The sequence below is a fragment of the Hoylesella oralis ATCC 33269 genome, assembly GCF_000185145.2.
Lineage (GTDB): Bacteria > Bacteroidota > Bacteroidia > Bacteroidales > Bacteroidaceae > Prevotella > Prevotella phocaeensis.
Genome location: NZ_GL833119.1, coordinates 539430 through 556315, shown reverse-complemented (window position 1 = coordinate 556315; position 16886 = coordinate 539430). Strand labels below are relative to the sequence as shown.

15 protein-coding genes are annotated in these 16886 nt (G+C 45.3%); 11 read left to right on the top strand and 4 right to left on the bottom strand.

The genetic code is table 11. The features are described 5' to 3' along the window. The first annotated feature begins 75 nt into the window (after positions 1 to 75). The 7 genes from HMPREF0663_RS04975 (at position 76) to deoC (ending at position 5615) form a co-directional block, all read left to right on the top strand. Positions 76 to 606 carry an adenine phosphoribosyltransferase gene (locus tag HMPREF0663_RS04975; RefSeq protein ID WP_004369169.1) on the top strand — a complete coding sequence of 177 codons (531 nt, stop codon included), beginning with the start codon at positions 76 to 78 and terminating at the stop codon, positions 604 to 606. Positions 607 to 806: 200 nt separating this feature from the next. Beyond that, the gene (gene uvrC, locus HMPREF0663_RS04970; protein ID WP_004369167.1) at positions 807 to 2654 is read left to right on the top strand and encodes an excinuclease ABC subunit UvrC; all 1848 of its coding nucleotides are present in this window, start codon (positions 807 to 809) and stop codon (positions 2652 to 2654) included. 30 nt (positions 2655 to 2684) lie between these two features. After that, positions 2685 to 3113 carry a DUF8440 family protein gene (locus HMPREF0663_RS04965; RefSeq protein WP_004369165.1) on the top strand — a complete coding sequence of 143 codons (429 nt, stop codon included), beginning with the start codon at positions 2685 to 2687 and terminating at the stop codon, positions 3111 to 3113. A gap of 89 nt (positions 3114 to 3202) precedes the next feature. Next, positions 3203 to 3601, top strand: a complete 399-nt coding sequence (locus HMPREF0663_RS04960) for a hypothetical protein (RefSeq protein WP_004369163.1) — start codon at positions 3203 to 3205, stop codon at positions 3599 to 3601. 105 nt (positions 3602 to 3706) lie between these two features. Next, positions 3707 to 4159 carry a D-aminoacyl-tRNA deacylase gene (gene dtd / locus HMPREF0663_RS04955; protein WP_004369162.1) on the top strand — a complete coding sequence of 151 codons (453 nt, stop codon included), beginning with the start codon at positions 3707 to 3709 and terminating at the stop codon, positions 4157 to 4159. Positions 4160 to 4328: 169 nt separating this feature from the next. After that, on the top strand, positions 4329 to 4649 hold the full coding sequence (locus tag HMPREF0663_RS04950; RefSeq protein ID WP_004369161.1) for a nucleotide pyrophosphohydrolase: 321 nt from the start codon (positions 4329 to 4331) through the stop codon (positions 4647 to 4649). A gap of 24 nt (positions 4650 to 4673) precedes the next feature. Continuing rightward, a complete protein-coding gene (gene deoC, locus HMPREF0663_RS04945; protein ID WP_004369160.1) occupies positions 4674 to 5615 on the top strand; it encodes a deoxyribose-phosphate aldolase in 942 nt (313 codons plus the stop codon). A gap of 381 nt (positions 5616 to 5996) precedes the next feature. Here the strand turns inward: deoC and HMPREF0663_RS04940 are convergent, their stop codons facing one another. Beyond that, entirely contained in the window at positions 5997 to 6974 is a 978-nt protein-coding gene (locus HMPREF0663_RS04940) for a polyprenyl synthetase family protein (RefSeq protein WP_016665437.1), read from the bottom strand. 90 nt (positions 6975 to 7064) lie between these two features. Here HMPREF0663_RS04940 and polA point away from each other — a divergent pair, with 90 nt between their 5' ends. The 4 genes from polA to lgt all read left to right on the top strand — a co-directional run bounded on the left by polA (position 7065) and on the right by lgt (position 12673). Then, entirely contained in the window at positions 7065 to 9827 is a 2763-nt protein-coding gene (polA, locus tag HMPREF0663_RS04935; protein WP_004369158.1) for a DNA polymerase I, read from the top strand. A gap of 382 nt (positions 9828 to 10209) precedes the next feature. Beyond that, positions 10210 to 11313, top strand: a complete 1104-nt coding sequence (ychF, locus tag HMPREF0663_RS04930; RefSeq protein ID WP_004369157.1) for a redox-regulated ATPase YchF — start codon at positions 10210 to 10212, stop codon at positions 11311 to 11313. A gap of 52 nt (positions 11314 to 11365) precedes the next feature. Next, positions 11366 to 11752 (top strand): four helix bundle protein, encoded by a 387-nt coding sequence (locus tag HMPREF0663_RS04925; RefSeq protein ID WP_004369156.1) that lies wholly within the window; start codon positions 11366 to 11368, stop codon positions 11750 to 11752. 69 nt (positions 11753 to 11821) lie between these two features. After that, positions 11822 to 12673, top strand: a complete 852-nt coding sequence (lgt, locus tag HMPREF0663_RS04920; protein ID WP_004369155.1) for a prolipoprotein diacylglyceryl transferase — start codon at positions 11822 to 11824, stop codon at positions 12671 to 12673. A 347-nt stretch (positions 12674 to 13020) separates the two neighbouring features. Here the strand turns inward: lgt and HMPREF0663_RS04915 are convergent, their stop codons facing one another. Genes HMPREF0663_RS04915 through HMPREF0663_RS04905 form a run of 3 tightly spaced genes read right to left on the bottom strand, consistent with a single transcriptional unit; the run spans position 13021 to position 16881 of the window. Then, on the bottom strand, positions 13021 to 14748 hold the full coding sequence (locus tag HMPREF0663_RS04915; protein ID WP_004369154.1) for a phosphoethanolamine transferase family protein: 1728 nt from the start codon (positions 14746 to 14748) through the stop codon (positions 13021 to 13023). Beyond that, the gene (locus HMPREF0663_RS04910) at positions 14735 to 15907 is read right to left on the bottom strand and encodes a BamA/TamA family outer membrane protein (RefSeq protein WP_004369153.1); all 1173 of its coding nucleotides are present in this window, start codon (positions 15905 to 15907) and stop codon (positions 14735 to 14737) included. Before HMPREF0663_RS04910 ends, HMPREF0663_RS04915 begins: the two co-directional genes overlap by 14 nt. A gap of 23 nt (positions 15908 to 15930) precedes the next feature. Continuing rightward, positions 15931 to 16881: a PCMD domain-containing protein gene (locus HMPREF0663_RS04905; protein ID WP_004369152.1), complete on the bottom strand. Its 951-nt coding sequence runs from the start codon at positions 16879 to 16881 to the stop codon at positions 15931 to 15933. Positions 16882 to 16886 lie beyond the last annotated feature (5 nt).

Below are 16886 nucleotides of genomic sequence, written 5' to 3'. Positions count from 1 at the left end.
AGGATGTGAATTTCAAGAACAAATGGTTTCACGTGAAACAACAAAGTAATAAGATAAACTTACAAACAATTAGAAATGAACAACAAACTATTACTCGACAATCTGCGTTGCATACCAGATTGGCCGATAAAAGGGGTAAATTTTAGGGACGTGACCACTCTCTTTAAAAACGCTAAATGCTTAAAAACGATCTGCGAAGAGATGTATGATCTCTATAAAGACAAAGGTATTACCAAAATTGTAGGAATAGAAAGTCGAGGGTTTGTCATGTCTTCAGCAGTAGCAATCAAACTGAATGCCGGTATTGTTTTGTGTAGGAAGCCCGGAAAGTTGCCTTGTGAAACCGTGCAAGAGAGCTACGCTAAAGAGTATGGAATAGACACCATTGAGATACACAAGGATGCAATAGACGAAAATGACATAATTCTTTTACACGATGACTTACTTGCAACAGGAGGCACAATGAAGGCGGCATGCGACTTAGTTAAGAAGTTTAAGCCTAAAAAGATATACTGTAATTTCATCATAGAGTTAACTAATGAAGGATTAAATGGAAGAGATTCTTTCGACAAAGATATCGAGATTACTTCCTTGATACAGATTTGACCTCCGCTTTTTGCACGATATTCACAAATCAAAATATGCACAAAAGAACAATACTATAGACTTCTACCCATTCAACAAAGAGCATGCAACTTTCACAACTCGAATATATACAAAATAAACATATCATCAACACTACACGCATTTTATGTTTCACGTGAAACAAAGATACCCGTATAGCCTTTATACAAAGGACATATAAGATGACAAAAGAAGAAAACGAAAAGCGACTGACACACTTAAAAAGCATTGTTTTAAGTATGCCTGAAAAGCCCGGAAGCTATCAGTTCTACGACGAGAACCACCACATAATATATGTAGGCAAAGCAAAAAGGCTTAAAACTCGCGTATCTTCTTACTTTCATAAAGAGGTTGATCGTTTCAAAACCAAGGTCCTTGTTTCAAGAATATATGATATATCTTACACTGTTGTCAACACAGAAGAAGACGCACTTCTACTGGAAAACAGCCTTATCAAGAAATACAATCCCCGCTACAATGTACTTCTGAAAGACGGAAAGACCTATCCCAGCATCTGCATAACCAACGAATACCTACCAAGGATATTCAAGACAAGAACGATAAACAAACGTTTCGGCACTTATTACGGTCCATATAGCAACCTTTCAAGCATGAACGCGGTGCTCAATCTCATCAACAAACTCTACAAACCTCGTACATGTAGGTTTCCTATTACACGCGAAGGGATTGAAAATCACAAGTATAAAGCGTGCTTAGAATATCATATCCATAACTGTAATGCGCCATGCATCGGCAAACAGAGCTACGAAGAATATCAAGAAAACATTAAACAAGCCCGCGAAATTCTTAAGGGAAATACTCGTGAGGTAAGCAATTATATCTTCAAATTAATGCAGGAGAAAGCTGCTGAATTAAAGTTCGAAGAGGCCGAGGCATTAAAACAAAGATACACACTAATTGAGAATTTCGTTGCTAAAAGCGAGGTCGTAAGCTATTCCATCAACGATGTAGACGTCTTCACCATCGTAGACGATGACCTGAAAAATAATGCCTACATCAACTATATCCATGTAAAGAACGGCACCATCAATCAGAGCTTCACCTTTGAATATAAGCGGAAACTGGATGAGAACAACAAAGAATTGCTGATAACTGCTATTCCTGAAATCAGAGAACGGTTCAAAAGCACCGCCAAAGAGATCATCGTACCTTTCGAAATGGAATGGAAAATCAAAGACGCCACTTTCTTCGTTCCTCAACGGGGCGATAAAAAACATCTGTTAGAGCTATCTGAGATGAACGGCAAGCAATATAAATTCGACCGCTTGAAGCAATCTGAAAAGCTGAATCCCGAGCAAAAACAGACACGTTTAATGAAAGAATTACAGGAGAAACTCAACCTCCCGAAGCTGCCATACCAAATAGAATGCTTCGATAATTCCAACATATCGGGCACCGATGCCGTGGCCGGATGCATCGTATTCAAAGGGATGAAACCCTCTAAAAAGGATTACCGTAAATACAATATCAAAACTGTAGATGGACCAGACGACTATGCTTCTATGAAAGAAGTGGTAAGACGCAGATACAACAGGATGAAAGAAGAAGGTACACCCCTACCCGATCTTATCATCACAGATGGAGGGAAAGGGCAGATGGAAGTAGTTAGAGAGGTGGTAGAAGACGAATTAGGACTGCAAATCCCCATTGCCGGGCTGGCTAAAGACGACCACCATCGCACCAATGAACTGCTTTTTGGGTTCCCACCCCAAGTAATCGGCCTAAAAACAGACAGCGAATTATTCCATTCCCTTACGCATATACAAGACGAAGTACATCGTTTTGCCATCACTTTCCATCGCGACAAGCGCTCCAAGCATGCCCTCCACAGCGAGTTAGACGATATAAAAGGCATCGGTACAAAGACGAAAGAAACGCTTATCAAGGCATTCAAGACTGTAAAGAAGGTAAAAGCAACTGATATACAAGGACTTACAAAAGAAATAGGTGCATTGAAAGCCAAAATTATCTATAACCATTTTCACCCCGATAAATACATTAAAAAATAAACGTTCCCACCCGTCAAAAGCAATAAAAATATGAAACGATTTGCTCACATTCTGCTCCTTACTTTTCTGATGGCTACATACTGTCAAGCAGAATGCCGTGCCTATCGCAATCAGCAGCCCGATACGGAAAAACAAACACCAATCGTTACAAACGATAAAGTAAAGGGAAATACAAAATATAACCTGCGGGCAAATGGCACAGACGAGCAACAGACGCCTCAAAGCGTTCTTGATGATACCTCCGAAAGACTGCAAACAGAAACGCTGCGCCCACAACGTATCCTATCCAACCACGGTCCCAATCCTCAACGACCAAACGAAAAGCTGCCATTTGGCAATAAACATAACTCATTAACTATCAAAAGAAAATCAGGTTATGGGTATTTATTAATAACGCCCATCCCTGCAAATGCCTCAAGCGATTATTATGTTTTCGCCTTGCGGCATATCATTCGTTAGACATAATTCCCTTTTTGAAACACCCTTAAAACGGCATGCAAAACCTGCTTGCCCATCCAATTATTTACCTCAAAAAGATAATATAAATTATGGCTAACATAAAATCATTGAAGATGGCCGATGCCATTTCTTCCAACAAGAATATCGAAATCAAGAAATCATTGTGGCTCGGAACAAAAGTAACCTATACAAAAACCGGCAGTCCTGTAAAGATATCCATCTTTCATTTTACTGGAGAAGCCGGTGAAGAACTGGTAAAATTGCTTCATCTCCCCACCGCAGAAATGGCTGAGAAGATGAAAGGAAAAGCACCGTTCAGTCCACAGAGTCTTGGCAATATACGCATAGAGCTCTGCCATTCGCACGATAATCAGTTTGCAGCCGCCATGGCTTTCCGCTATGCCGACTTCAAATATATACCCGCAAGTGAGGCTAAAGTATGCGAAGGCACCGATGCCGAAACGCTCATAAAGCTCTTTAAAGTGTAATTCTCAATTGAGATAAAACTCACAAATCCCGCCGACACAGGTGTTGTCGGCGGGATTTTCGCGTTATAATTTGGTACATTTGTCAAAAAACAATATCTTTGTAAAATGAGAATTGTGATACAAAGAGTTAGCTGTGCGTCGGTAACGATCGGCGAAAACGTTAAATCTTCCATCGGCAGAGGTTATCTCATCCTCTTGGGTATCGGCGAAAACGACACGTCAAACGATATAGACTGGCTCGTTAAAAAGGTTATTGCCCTGCGTATCTTCGATGATGAACAGGGCGTAATGAACCGCTCTATCATCGATGTTGGCGGCGAAATCATCGTTGTAAGCCAGTTTACATTAATGGCAAGTTATAAAAAAGGCAACCGTCCATCGTGGCTACACGCCGCCAAACACGATATTTCAATTCCGCTATACGACGAATTTTGCCGTAAAATGTCGGTAGCATTGGGCAAACAGGTAGGCACAGGAACGTTCGGAGCCGATATGAAAGTGACGCTTACCAACGACGGACCGGTAACCATTTGCATGGATACGAAGCAGAAAGAGTGAGCAGGCATCTCTTCCATTCCCTCCCAAAAAGAGAGGAAAACAGTATGCCTTGCAGACTTAAAAGCCATATCTACAACGGCATTTGCCCCACATTCAACCACCGATAGTATCACATATCGGACATTGCTACGGCATAAACCGTTTATAACACTAAATAATATTCCGCAATATGACGATAAAAGAGGCACAAGAAGCTGTAGACCAATGGATAAAGACCATAGGTGTACGCTATTTCAGCGAACTTACCAACATGACCATCCTTACCGAAGAAGTGGGCGAACTGGCCCGTGTAATGTCGCGAAAATACGGTGATCAAAGCTTCAAACAAGGCGAAAAAGACAATTTGGGAGAAGAGATGGCCGACATACTTTGGGTACTTATCTGCCTTGCCAACCAAACCGGCGTCGATCTTACCGCCGAACTGCAGAAGAGTTTCGACAAGAAAACCGCGCGAGATGCCCAACGTCACAAGAATAATCCAAAACTTTAAACTTAAAACTTAAAAGCAATTATTATGGCAATTACAAAAGACATCGATGCTCACGAGCACCACCATCACCACCACGCACCGCAAACAAACAAGTACGAAGAGGCGCTTGCCCTTTACAATACCAATATCAGCGATGCCGAAGTGCACGAAGCAGTAAAGAAAATCATCGCAGAGAAAGTACACGAAAACGATAACATCGAGACCAAGAAGTTCCTTCTTGGCAGTGTAGAACTCACTTCGCTCCATACAACAGACTCAAACGAGAGCATTCTGTCACTCGTAGAAAAGGTGAACAAGTTCGATACGGAGTACCCAAACCTACCGCATGTGGCCACTATTTGTGCATATCCCGCATTTACGGAGCTCATCTCACAGAGCTTAGAGGTAGACGGCGTAGAGATAGTCAACGTGTGCGGCAACTTTCCATCGTCGCTCAGTCGCATGGAAGTGAAGGTTGCAGAGACATCATTAGCCGTAAACGACGGCGCTACAGAGATAGATATCGTGATGCCGGTGGGCAAATTCCTAAGCGAGGACTACGAGGGAGTGTGCGATGACATTGCAGAAATGAAGCAAGCATGCGGCGAATGTCCCATGAAGGTCATACTTGAAACGGGCGATCTCGGCAATTCAAGCAACATAAAGAAAGCCTCTATCCTCGCTATGTATGCCGGTGCCGACTACATAAAGACCTCTACAGGCAAGGAAAAAGTCAGTGCAACGCCCGAAGCCGCATACGTTATGTGCCAAGCCATCAAGGAGTATTACGACAAAACGGGCATACAGATTGGTTTAAAACCCGCAGGAGGCATCAATACAGTGATGGATGCACTCACCTACTACACCATTGTAAAAGAAGTGTTAGGCGAGAAATGGCTCACCAACAAGTGGTTCCGTCTCGGCACAAGCCGTCTCACGAACCTGCTGTTGAGCGAAATCGTTGGCAAAGAAGTAACGTTCTTTTAACCGCATAAGGGAAAAATGAGGAAGGTGGAGCGGGGAGGTTTCGTCTTATAAAATAAGAAATCAGACAAAAGGGGTAGCCTCCCCCCACCCTTTCACCAAAAGAATAATCGCGATATGAGCACATGTTTCCATAGAAATTTAGCTCATTCAAACAGGACCATCCCCCCATCTTTCATCCGAAAGAATTATATGTAACCATCCCTAATCGCCAATCCCTCTTCTCTAATCACTAATTTCACATCTTATAGATATACCATCTAAAGCCCTTACATTGCCTATCCGAAACGGTCAGACAGGCAATGTAAAAACATCATTTGCAACACATTCACAATAAATAGAGGCACTCTCTCTTCCCTTATTCATTCACCAATCATCCGTGCTTTAGCTCTTCCGTTCGATTACAAAGTCGAGATAAGCCTGAAGAGCCTGCTTAATCTCGCTGTTCAAAACCTTTTCTTCGATGAATTTCTGTGCCTCGGCATGGAATTTCCACATACACTTATCGGCATACTCTATACCTCCGTGCTGCTTCGTAAATGCCACCAAAGCGGCTATCTCATCGGCAGTTATGCTATGTTCTTTTACCTTCTTGGCAAGTTCCATCATAGCTTTGTCGCCCGTAGAATTAAGCGCATAGATCACCGGAAGCGTCAACTTTCCCTCCGACATATCGTTTCCCGTAGGCTTACCTACCTCCTTTGAGTCGTAATAATCGAAGATGTCATCGCGTATCTGGAATATGATACCGAGGTTCTGACCGAATTTTTTGGCTGCTTCTACATCGCTTTCCGACGCATGGGCAGACAGTGCACCGATGCCGGCACAGGCCTCGAAGAGCGCTGCGGTTTTCTGTTTAATCACTTCATAGTACACTTTTTCGGAAATCTCTCGGTTTTGTATGTTCGACAGTTGTAATATTTCGCCGTCGGAAAGCGTGCGACCGAGCTGCGCAAGATACCGCACAATGGTCTCAGAATGCGTATAAGACACGTAAAGAAGTGCCGTTGAAAGAATGTAATCGCCCACCAATACAGCCACTTTATTATTATAAGTGGCATTGACAGAAGCCTGTCCGCGCCGCTCGCCGCTCTCATCTACCACATCGTCGTGCACCAAACTCGCCGTGTGGAGCAACTCTAAACCTACGGCAGCATTCTGCGATACCGGCGTTATATCTCCGAAATTCTTCGCTATAAGTAATATCAACATCGGTCGCATACGCTTTCCGGCACGCTTGCGTATATGTTCCAACGCCTGCGAAAGCAGTCCGCTGTCGTGACTGAGCGACTGATTGAATAGTTTGGTAAAATCTTCTAACTCCGAATAAATAGGCTTTTTGATGAGGGATAAATAATCCATATCACGTTCAAATTTTGTTACAAAAATACGCATTTTATCGGTAAATGTGATAAATTTTTAGTAATTTTACGCGATAAACATATAATTATTATGGACAAACTGTTTCTTCTTGACGCCTATGCGCTTATATATCGTTCGTATTATGCCTTCATCCGTTCGCCCCGAATTAACTCTAAAGGGCTGAATACTTCGGCGATCATGGGGTTTGTAAATACGCTCAACGAGGTGTTGACCAAGGAAAATCCTACACATATCGGTGTGGCTTTCGACCTCGGAAAGACCTTTCGGCACGATGCTTTCCCCGAATATAAAGCGCAGAGAGAAGAAACACCCGAAGATATCAAGCTCTCTGTACCTATCATCAAAGATATCTTGAGGGCTTTCAACATACCCATTCTGCAGGTAGAAGGCTTCGAGGCCGACGATGTGATAGGCACCTTGGCCAAGAAAGCGGGCGCCACGGGGGTAGACACCTACATGCTTACGCCCGACAAAGATTACGGTCAGCTCATCGGGGAACACGTTTTTATGTACCGACCTCGGCATGGCGGCGGCTACGAAGTGTTGGGCGAAAAGGAGGTGGAGGCCAAGTACGGCATCACATCTCCGCTACAAGTCATCGATCTGTTGGCCCTTATGGGCGATTCGGCCGATAACTTTCCGGGCTGCCCCGGCGTGGGCGAGAAAACTGCAGCCAAACTCATCAGCGAATATGGAAGCATTGAAGAACTGTTAGCCCATACAGACAGCCTTAAAGGAAAAATGAAAGAGAAGGTGGAGACTGCCGTTGAAGACATCAAAATGTCTAAGTTTTTGGCAACTATCCGTACCGATGTGCCCATCGATCTGAACTGGGAAGAATTGAAACGCGTGGCACCCGACGAGCATAAACTGCGCGAACTCTTCGCCGAATTGGAATTTAAATCGCTCGCAGACAAAATACTTAACAAATCTGAAAATAAGAAAAAAGAGCCTAACTCGCAGCTCGATCTCTTTCATGAATTTACGCCCGTCGGGCCTGAAGAGCCGAAATACTCGAATTATGAGACCGTTAAAACGGTGCAACATGAATATAAACTTATTGAAAACCAAACGGATATCATCAATATATGTGACTTTTTTAGGACAAAAAGTATTCTAAGTTTAGACACAGAAACCACATCTACCAATCCTATCGACGCCGAATTGGTGGGATTGAGCTTTGCCGTAGAAGAAAAAAAGGCATTTTATGTGCCCATTCCTTCCAATCGTCAAGAAGCACAAAAGATTGTTAATATATTCAAACCCATATACGAAAATCCCGATATCCTTAAAGTGGGACAAAATTTGAAGTACGATCTCGAAGTACTACACAATTATGGCGTTACGCTTAAAGGCAAAATGTTCGACACCATGTTGGCACATTACGTTATCCAACCCGAACTGCGTCATAACATGGATTATATGGCCGAAACGCTTCTCAACTACCGCACAATTCACATAGACGAACTGATAGGGCCTCGCGGAAAGAACCAGAAAAGCATGCGCGAGCTCGATCCGAAAGAGGTATATGAGTATGCTGCCGAAGACGCTGACATTACCTTGCAACTCAAGAACGTGCTCGAAACGAAGCTAAAGGAAATGGAATGCGAAGATTTATTTTGGAACATCGAGATGCCTTTAATGCCTGTATTGGCCGAAATCGAAATGAACGGCGTAGTTATCGATACCGACTCACTGCGCGAAACATCGGCTATTCTCACGAAAAGAATGCAAGACTACGAGCACGAAATATACCAGCTTGCCGGCGAAGAGTTCAACATTTCATCGCCAAAACAGGTCGGCGACATTCTTTTCGGTAAGATGAAGATCGTCGAGAAGCCCAAGAAAACCAAGACAGGCCAGTTTGTTACAAGTGAAGAAGTGCTGCAACAACTCGAAAACAAATCACCCATAGTGGCCAAAATCCTTGAATATAGGGGGCTTAAAAAGCTGCTTGGCACGTATGTTGATGCCCTCCCGAAGCTCATTAACCCACGTACAGGCCACATACACACCTCGTTCAATCAGGCTATAACGGCCACCGGTCGCCTTTCTTCGTCCGATCCGAACCTTCAGAATATCCCTGTAAGGGGCGAAGACGGCAAAGAAATACGCAAATGCTTTATTCCCGAACCCGGCTGTTTGTTCTTCTCGGCCGACTATTCTCAGATAGAACTACGCGTGATGGCACATCTCAGCAGCGACAAAAATATGATCGAAGCCTTCATGCACGGCTATGACATCCACGCAGCCACGGCAGCTAAAATCTATAAGAAGCCCATCGAAGAAGTGACGCGCGATGAAAGAAACAAAGCAAAGCGTGCCAACTTCGGCATTATCTACGGCATCACGACCTACGGATTGGCACAGAGATTAGACATAGACAACCGTGAAGCCAAGGAATTAATAGAAGGATACTTCGAAACTTTCCCGCAAGTATACGAATACATGGAAAGGGCTAAGGCCGATGCACGTGCCAAAGGATACGCCGAAACGCTCTTCCACCGCCGTCGTTACCTACCCGATATCAACTCACACAATGCCACTGTGCGCGGTTATGCGGAGCGCAATGCCATCAATGCACCCATTCAAGGCAGTGCAGCCGATATTATCAAGGTGGCGATGATACGCATTTCCGACCGCTTCAAGCGTGAAAATATCCACTCGAAGCTCATCCTTCAGGTGCACGACGAACTCAACTTCTCGGTCTATCCTGATGAAAAAGAAAAGGTAGAGCGCATCGTTCTCGAAGAAATGCAGAACGCCTATCCCCTACGGGTGCCTCTCGTCGCCGACGCAGGATGGGGCAGCAACTGGCTCGAAGCGCATTGATAAGAACAGCTTTTAGGCCGAAGTTAAAGGCAAGATAATTCTAACTATACCAGTAGATTATGCTGCTATAACCCCTATTCTGCCATTTTCAAAAAATTATACCGGCAAGTTCTTTACGCAAATATGCACTTTTATTACCGATAGATCGGCTATTTATGCTCCTTAGATAATAGGCCTAAGGGGTATAAACACCGCATCTATCAACCTCATGCAGGGCATCAAACAATGCCATACGCAGCAAAAAGCAACCTGTTTGTTTTGATTTATCTCTTAAAAGCACTACCTTTGCAGCAGATAGGCGGCAGCTCGGCAATTTCAAACAAAGTTGATTACGACCGATTTGCACCATCTTTACAACAGATACAAAATTGTTTTTTAAGACATGTCATTAAAATGTGGTATCGTTGGACTGCCGAACGTGGGCAAGTCAACACTATTCAATTGCCTGTCGAGTGCCAAGGCACAGGCGGCAAACTTCCCTTTTTGCACGATAGAACCTAATATCGGTGTGATTACAGTGCCCGATGAACGGCTCAACAAGTTGGCCGAAATCGTGCATCCCGGCCGTATCGTGCCTGCTACCTGCGAGATTGTAGACATCGCGGGCTTAGTAAAAGGAGCGTCGAAAGGCGAAGGTTTGGGAAACAAGTTCCTCGGGAACATCCGCGAAACCGATGCTATTATCCACGTACTTCGCTGTTTCGACGATGAAAACATCGTGCGCGAGGGCGGTACAAGTGTCGATCCGATCGAAGATAAAGAGGTTATAGACACGGAACTTCAGCTGAAAGACCTCGAAACAATAGAGGCCCAACTGAGCAAACAGCAAAAGATAGCAGCGTCGGGCAATAAGGATGCCAAAATCGCCGTAACGGTATTGGAGGCCTACAAAGCAGCACTCGACAAGGGACAGAATGCACGTACCGTAACTTTCGAGAGCAAAGAAGAGCAGAAAGTGGCGCACGATCTGTTCTTATTGACTGCAAAACCAGTGCTTTATGTGTGCAATGTAGACGAGAACAGTGCCAAGAATGGCAACGAATACAGCCGAAAGGTCGAGGCTATGGCTACCGAAGAAGGCGCCGAGGCACTTGTAATTGCAGCAAAGACCGAAGAGGATATCGCCTCTTTAGACAGCTATGAAGACAAGCAGATGTTCCTCGAAGAACTCGGACTTGCCGAGAGTGGCGTAAACAGACTTATCAAAAAGGCCTATTCTTTGTTGAACTTGCAGACTTTCATTACCGCCGGAGAGATGGAAGTAAAGGCATGGACGTATCATAAAGGGTGGAAAGCGCCGCAATGCGCAGGCGTTATACACACCGATTTCGAGAAAGGTTTCATCCGTGCAGAGGTCATCAAATACGAAGATTACCTGCAATATGGCAGCGAAAGCGCCGTGCGCGAGGCCGGTAAACTGGGCATCGAGGGCAAAGAATACGTAGTGCAAGACGGCGATATCATGCACTTCAGGTTCAATGTGTAGCGCCATTAATTTTGGATGAAGGATGAAGGATGAAAGATGAAGGATTAATAGTATGGAACCATTCTACTTCAGAAAGTTAGATGTATACCAGAATTCTAAGAGTCTCTCTAAACTTGTATGCAGGTTACTAAAGAAATATCCCATAGAAGAACGCTTTGCATTATGCGCTCAGTTACGACGTGCAGTCATGTCCATATCTATCAATATTGCTGAAGGATTTGGCAGATTCTCATCCAAGGAGAAAGCTCATTTTATCGAAATTGCATTCGGTTCCTTAACTGAAGTACTCTGCGAAATGGAATTATCATTCGAAGAAGGTTATATATCCCAAGAAGATTTTACAGAAGTTGAGGGCAAATTAATTATTATCTCAAAGCAACTATCTGGTCTGCATGCATCGATCATCCGTAATGGAGACTCAATTCGTAAAACCATATAAATCGTTATTCTGCCAAAATACATATAAACATTCATCTTTCATCATTCATCATTCATCAAATAAAAATATATGGAATATATTTTATCCTTTATCCTTTGGAACCCCGACCTGTATGCATTCAAGATCGGAGGGTTCGGTATTCGGTGGTATTCCCTGTGCTGGATCGTCGGAATAGTGCTTGCCTACTTCCTCGTGAAACACCTTTATAAAGAACAAAAAGTAAAAGACGAGTACTTCGATCCACTCTTCATCTACTGCTTTATCGGCATTCTGGCGGGCGCAAGACTGGGACATTGTCTGTTTTACGAACCCACCTATTTCCTCAGTTCGTGGGACCATATCGTAGAAATGATACTGCCCATCCGCCACATGGCCGACGGCTCGTGGAAATGGATAGGCTATGAAGGGCTGGCATCCCATGGAGGTACGCTCGGATTAATGATAGCTTTGTACCTTTATTACCGCAAAACGCACATGAATTTGTGGCATGTACTCGACGATATCGCCATTGCCACGCCCATCACAGCGTGCTTCATCCGGCTCGGAAACCTAATGAACAGCGAGATTATCGGCAAGGTTACCGATGTTCCGTGGGCGTTCATCTTCGAACGGGTAGACAAAGTACCGCGCCATCCCGGGCAACTTTACGAGGCTATAGCCTATGCCTTGTTCTTCCTGATAGGCTGGTATTTCTACCGAAAGCGGCCCGAAAAGGTCGGCACAGGCTTCTTCTTCGGACTCTGTCTTACGCTGATATTCTCTTTCCGCTTTATCATCGAGTACACTAAAGACGTGCAGGAAAGCTTCGAATCAGGCATGCTGATCAACATGGGGCAACTCCTCAGCATCCCTTTCATCGCCATCGGAATAGCTTGCATGATAGGCGGAAAGTGGATGAACCGCCTCGGCGCCAAAAGATAAGCATTCATATCACGTTCGCATATACACACAAGGGCACACCTGAACAATAAACCTTGCAGGTGTGCCCTTACTGTATAAAAGCGAAAAAGCATAGAAATAAAAATGCTACTCCTTTTACTCATTCCATTCATGTTACGCGCCTGTCACGGTCCGGACCTACTGTAAAGGGCGATAAATATACCCTCTAACCGCGACAGACAACACGCCTATGACCGACAGACAGTACACTTAATACCGATAAACGGCAGGTACAAGCCTCATACTTTTCCGCTACAGGCCGATAACACGCCACACGAAGAAGTACTCCGCAGCACTATTATCATCGCCTTACACGGTAAATAACAAGCTCAACGCCCACGAAAAGGAATACCGGCACGGCGGAAATAGAGCACATCTTCTGTGCTGTTCGCCATACGTTCGAGCGGTATAGCCTCGTTATGATCGTTCAGATACACATAAGGACGAGGCCTGTAAGCCATATCGCCCACAGAGTTATGACTATTGAAATAAGGCGTGCGGATGCCAGCAAGGTCTATCAACGTATGGAAAACAGATAAATTCGTAGCCACGGGTTTGCCCTCGTTAGACCGCAGAATGCCCGACCGCGCGGGCTGAACGGCCATATAGCGGGGCGAGAGCCATACCATAAAAGGCACATGCAGCTCGAAAGCGGAAGGTATGGGCGAGGCATGAAGAAAGAGCCTTCGGCGATCGTCGAAGATATTCTCACCGTGATCAGACGTATAAAGCAATGCCGACATGGCTCGGGTGCCCTTTACACGGCGCACGACTTCGCCCAAGAACCAATCCGTATACCGTATGGTATTATCATAAGCATTGAGCAACGAGGGGCGATTGGATGCCTCTGCTTCGCTTGCGTCGTCGGGACGGTAGTGCGACATCGCCTTCGGATAACGCTTAAGATATTCGAAATGCGATCCGTAAGTATGGAGCACGATGAGTTGTTTGCGCCGTTTTTTCGCCAAAACCTTATCTATCAACGGCAACAGGTCGCCATCGTAAAACTCTTTGCCCTCCGCTGCAGTCTGCCCACTGCGCCCGTTTGGCGTCTCTTTAATGAACTTCCATTCGTCTGCTTCCTCACCAAAAAAGTCGATAAACGAATGGTTCGGCAGCTGATTAGAGAAGAAAACGGTGTGGAAACCGGCCTCTTTAAAGGCCGTAATGAGTCCTTTTTGCTTATATATATTATCGTAATCGACCGCCGATACTGCCGATATCAGCATCGGAACGCTCTTGTGTGTGGTATTCGATTGCGTAAGAGCCTTGCTGAAAACAAACAGTCCTTTCGCGGTAGACAGTCGGGGGGTGGTATTTCGCCGGTACCCATAAAGTTGGAAGTCGGCAGCCCGAGCGGTCTCTCCTATTACCAATACATACACTTCGCGCTCGCTACGTTCGTGCGTGGGATGCGCCTTAAAAGTGAAATTGCGCGAGGTTTCCGCATAATGAGCTGTGGCATAAGTCCGATCAATCGCCAATTTCACGTTATAGAATACGTTGATAGGATACAAATCATTCCTTACTATGAAGCCTCTGTTTACCGAGAAGAACAGACAGACCGCACCGACAGCAAGCCCGAACGCAGAAGCAAAGCGCGCTCTGTGCATAAACCGGCGGTCGAGTTCGAGCCCTTTGCATGCCGAAACAGAGGCCAGTACGAGCAGCGGAACATAAACGAGAATAACGAACACGATACTCGGCAACAGGTTATCCAACAGCTCCATCGCCTCTCCTGCATTGGTAGTAAGAAGGTTTAAGAACATATCGACCGCGATAACCGAATGCCCATAAAGGTATAGCAACACGATCTGAAAGGCCGAAAAGAAGATCAACGGGAACAAAACCCACACTGTACGCCCCGTATTGCGCATGGCCGTAAGTGCCAAAACATACGCCGATACGGGCAATATCACGTTCGTTAGCCGACTTATCAACGGCACCTGCTCGGTAAAAGACAGGCAGATATTAGGAAAACTCAATACGAAAAGCGCCAGCCAAAACACGGTCTGCGGCGCATAGCTCTTGCTGATGATATGTTTAAAATGCCTCATTGATGTTGAATAAGAAACCGGATTGCCCGCTTTTTCCCAGCCCGTAATCCAGTCGGATGTTCATGTTTTTCTTGAATTCCCATCGGTATCCCAGCCCAAAGTTGGGCAACATGTGGCGCCAACGCATAGCTTTAAACTCGGGAAACACGGTTCCTGTGCCTATCCATGCTACAATCCCGTTGCGGTGCCAAATGTGCTGACGCAGTTCGGCTTGTATCTCTAACTTGTTTTTGTCGCGGTATCGTCCGTTATAATAGCCCCGCATAGAGTGCGAACTGCCCAGCATCGCCATATCCGTCCACCCTATATGTCCGGATTGCAAGGTGCCTAAAGCCTGCAAAGCAAGTGTGCAATCGCTCCATAAAGGCTGGTAAGTAGAGGCTTTGAAGTCGGTTGTCCAGAATTTACGCCCCCCGTCCGACGTTCGTACACGCAGCATTTGGCTCAAATAGATGTAGCACCCGTGCTTGGGGGATGTCATTATATCGCGGGTATCGAGCACGAATACCAGCCCCGTACCGACATTTGTCGCCCGTACAGCCTCGTTATTAAGCAGTTCGGGACGCTCTATTTTCCGCGCGTTTACAAAACGAAACGCCAATGCAGGGCCTGCATATAAGCTGTTGGACAAATGAAAAAGGAATTTACCTGTGGCATCTACCTGAAATCGGTTCATGGTACTCTCGTTACGCCCGTTATTTCCATTATCGTAGCCGATGCCCCAGAATTTGCTTGGGAACGAGTAAAACGAGGCATCGTACTCCATTCTATAACGCCTGTGCGGGAAGATATGGACGCCTCCGACGCCTATCATATAGAAACCGGTAGTGGATATATCGCCGTAAAGCGATACGTTCGAGGGAGGCAGAAGCGAATCGCGGGCATCGCTGTAATATAGTCCGGCAGCAATCAAGCCTATCCCTAATTTGGTATCAGTATCGTAATGAGGCCCTCCGATGACGCTGAAATCGAACTTCCCGTGGTCTTTTCCTTTGTTAGACTGCCCGAAGTAATCCAACAGACGCTTTATTATTCCCTGCTTCTTGTCCGTTTTAACGGTATCGGTCTTCGTGCTGTCTGCCTTAAAGCCTGCTTCTGTCTGCGCTTGCAATGCGAGAGAAGAGAATAAAAGGAAAAAAATAAATAGATTTTTCCTCATAACAAAAGTATGTAACTATATGGTTAAAACACCAAACGCACGTTATCTATCCAAAACGTGTTGCCCGGCGAACCGATGAAGGCACCACCGTTACTCGACGAAAACTGCAATACCAAGTGCGTCGGAGTATCATCCTCGGAAGCCCAGCCCGTCTCTTTAACCTGCACACTTTTACCTTTGCTGTTCCTTGCATAGTCGGTCGACCGCAGTCCCATCAGCCGTGCATCGTACTCGGGGTGATTGTGTATGTCGCCATACATAATGCGATAAGTGGCGTTCTCCACCCAGTCTTTGGTGCTGTGAGCATACTCTATCACCATCGTACCTACGCGCTTCGCCGTAATATTCCCCTTGGCGTCTTCGGTACGTTTCTGCAATAGCAGCACCGTAACGGCACAGTCTTTGCCAGAAACAGTAGATACTTTACTGAAACCCGTCTGCTTTATGCGGTTCGGACTACCCGACAACGACACACGGTAGTCGTATCTTAAAGCCTTCGGACGCTTGTTGTACGGTATTCCCCAATTCAAACTCTTCTCCCCGTCCTTAGTTCCGGTGATGGGTTCCTGTATATCTCCGAGGAATATAGAGCCTGCCGCCAAGACACTGATATTCATTAAACCCAACACTTTCACATGCTCTACATGCGTCATCAGCTTGGCACAATAGCCGTTGCCATGCGTATCACGGTAGACAGATTGATTTGTTTTGACCACACCCATTACCTTTGCCATCACATTAGAAGTGGCCCAAGGCGATTTCCCCATATTCTTATAAGGGATATTCCCGTCTATCGTCCGGCTCGGACCTATTTCATACAGCGTCTTGGCATTACCTCCGATGATGCCAGACTCCTTGATATTCCGCACTACCCAGTGGTCCATATTGCCATAAAGAACAGGCTCTACCTTCTCTTGTGCTGCCGTTTTCAAAGAAAACACAGCACTTATGATTACCATAACAAAATACTTCATCCTCG

Excerpts from the sequence above, each read along its gene's own strand:
- lgt (WP_004369155.1), top strand. The coding sequence starts at position 11,822 with ATGGAATATATTTTATCCTTTATCCTTTGGAACCCCGACCTGTATGCA.
- HMPREF0663_RS04950 (WP_004369161.1), top strand. The coding sequence starts at position 4,329 with ATGACGATAAAAGAGGCACAAGAAGCTGTAGACCAATGGATAAAGACC.
- polA (WP_004369158.1), top strand. The coding sequence starts at position 7,065 with ATGGACAAACTGTTTCTTCTTGACGCCTATGCGCTTATATATCGTTCG.
- HMPREF0663_RS04925 (WP_004369156.1), top strand. The coding sequence starts at position 11,366 with ATGGAACCATTCTACTTCAGAAAGTTAGATGTATACCAGAATTCTAAG.
- HMPREF0663_RS04910 (WP_004369153.1), bottom strand. The coding sequence starts at position 15,907 with ATGAGGAAAAATCTATTTATTTTTTTCCTTTTATTCTCTTCTCTCGCA.
- HMPREF0663_RS04905 (WP_004369152.1), bottom strand. The coding sequence starts at position 16,881 with ATGAAGTATTTTGTTATGGTAATCATAAGTGCTGTGTTTTCTTTGAAA.
- HMPREF0663_RS04915 (WP_004369154.1), bottom strand. The coding sequence starts at position 14,748 with ATGAGGCATTTTAAACATATCATCAGCAAGAGCTATGCGCCGCAGACC.
- uvrC (WP_004369167.1), top strand. The coding sequence starts at position 807 with ATGACAAAAGAAGAAAACGAAAAGCGACTGACACACTTAAAAAGCATT.
- deoC (WP_004369160.1), top strand. The coding sequence starts at position 4,674 with ATGGCAATTACAAAAGACATCGATGCTCACGAGCACCACCATCACCAC.
- HMPREF0663_RS04940 (WP_016665437.1), bottom strand. The coding sequence starts at position 6,974 with ATGGATTATTTATCCCTCATCAAAAAGCCTATTTATTCGGAGTTAGAA.
- HMPREF0663_RS04975 (WP_004369169.1), top strand. The coding sequence starts at position 76 with ATGAACAACAAACTATTACTCGACAATCTGCGTTGCATACCAGATTGG.
- ychF (WP_004369157.1), top strand. The coding sequence starts at position 10,210 with ATGTCATTAAAATGTGGTATCGTTGGACTGCCGAACGTGGGCAAGTCA.
- dtd (WP_004369162.1), top strand. The coding sequence starts at position 3,707 with ATGAGAATTGTGATACAAAGAGTTAGCTGTGCGTCGGTAACGATCGGC.
- HMPREF0663_RS04960 (WP_004369163.1), top strand. The coding sequence starts at position 3,203 with ATGGCTAACATAAAATCATTGAAGATGGCCGATGCCATTTCTTCCAAC.
- HMPREF0663_RS04965 (WP_004369165.1), top strand. The coding sequence starts at position 2,685 with ATGAAACGATTTGCTCACATTCTGCTCCTTACTTTTCTGATGGCTACA.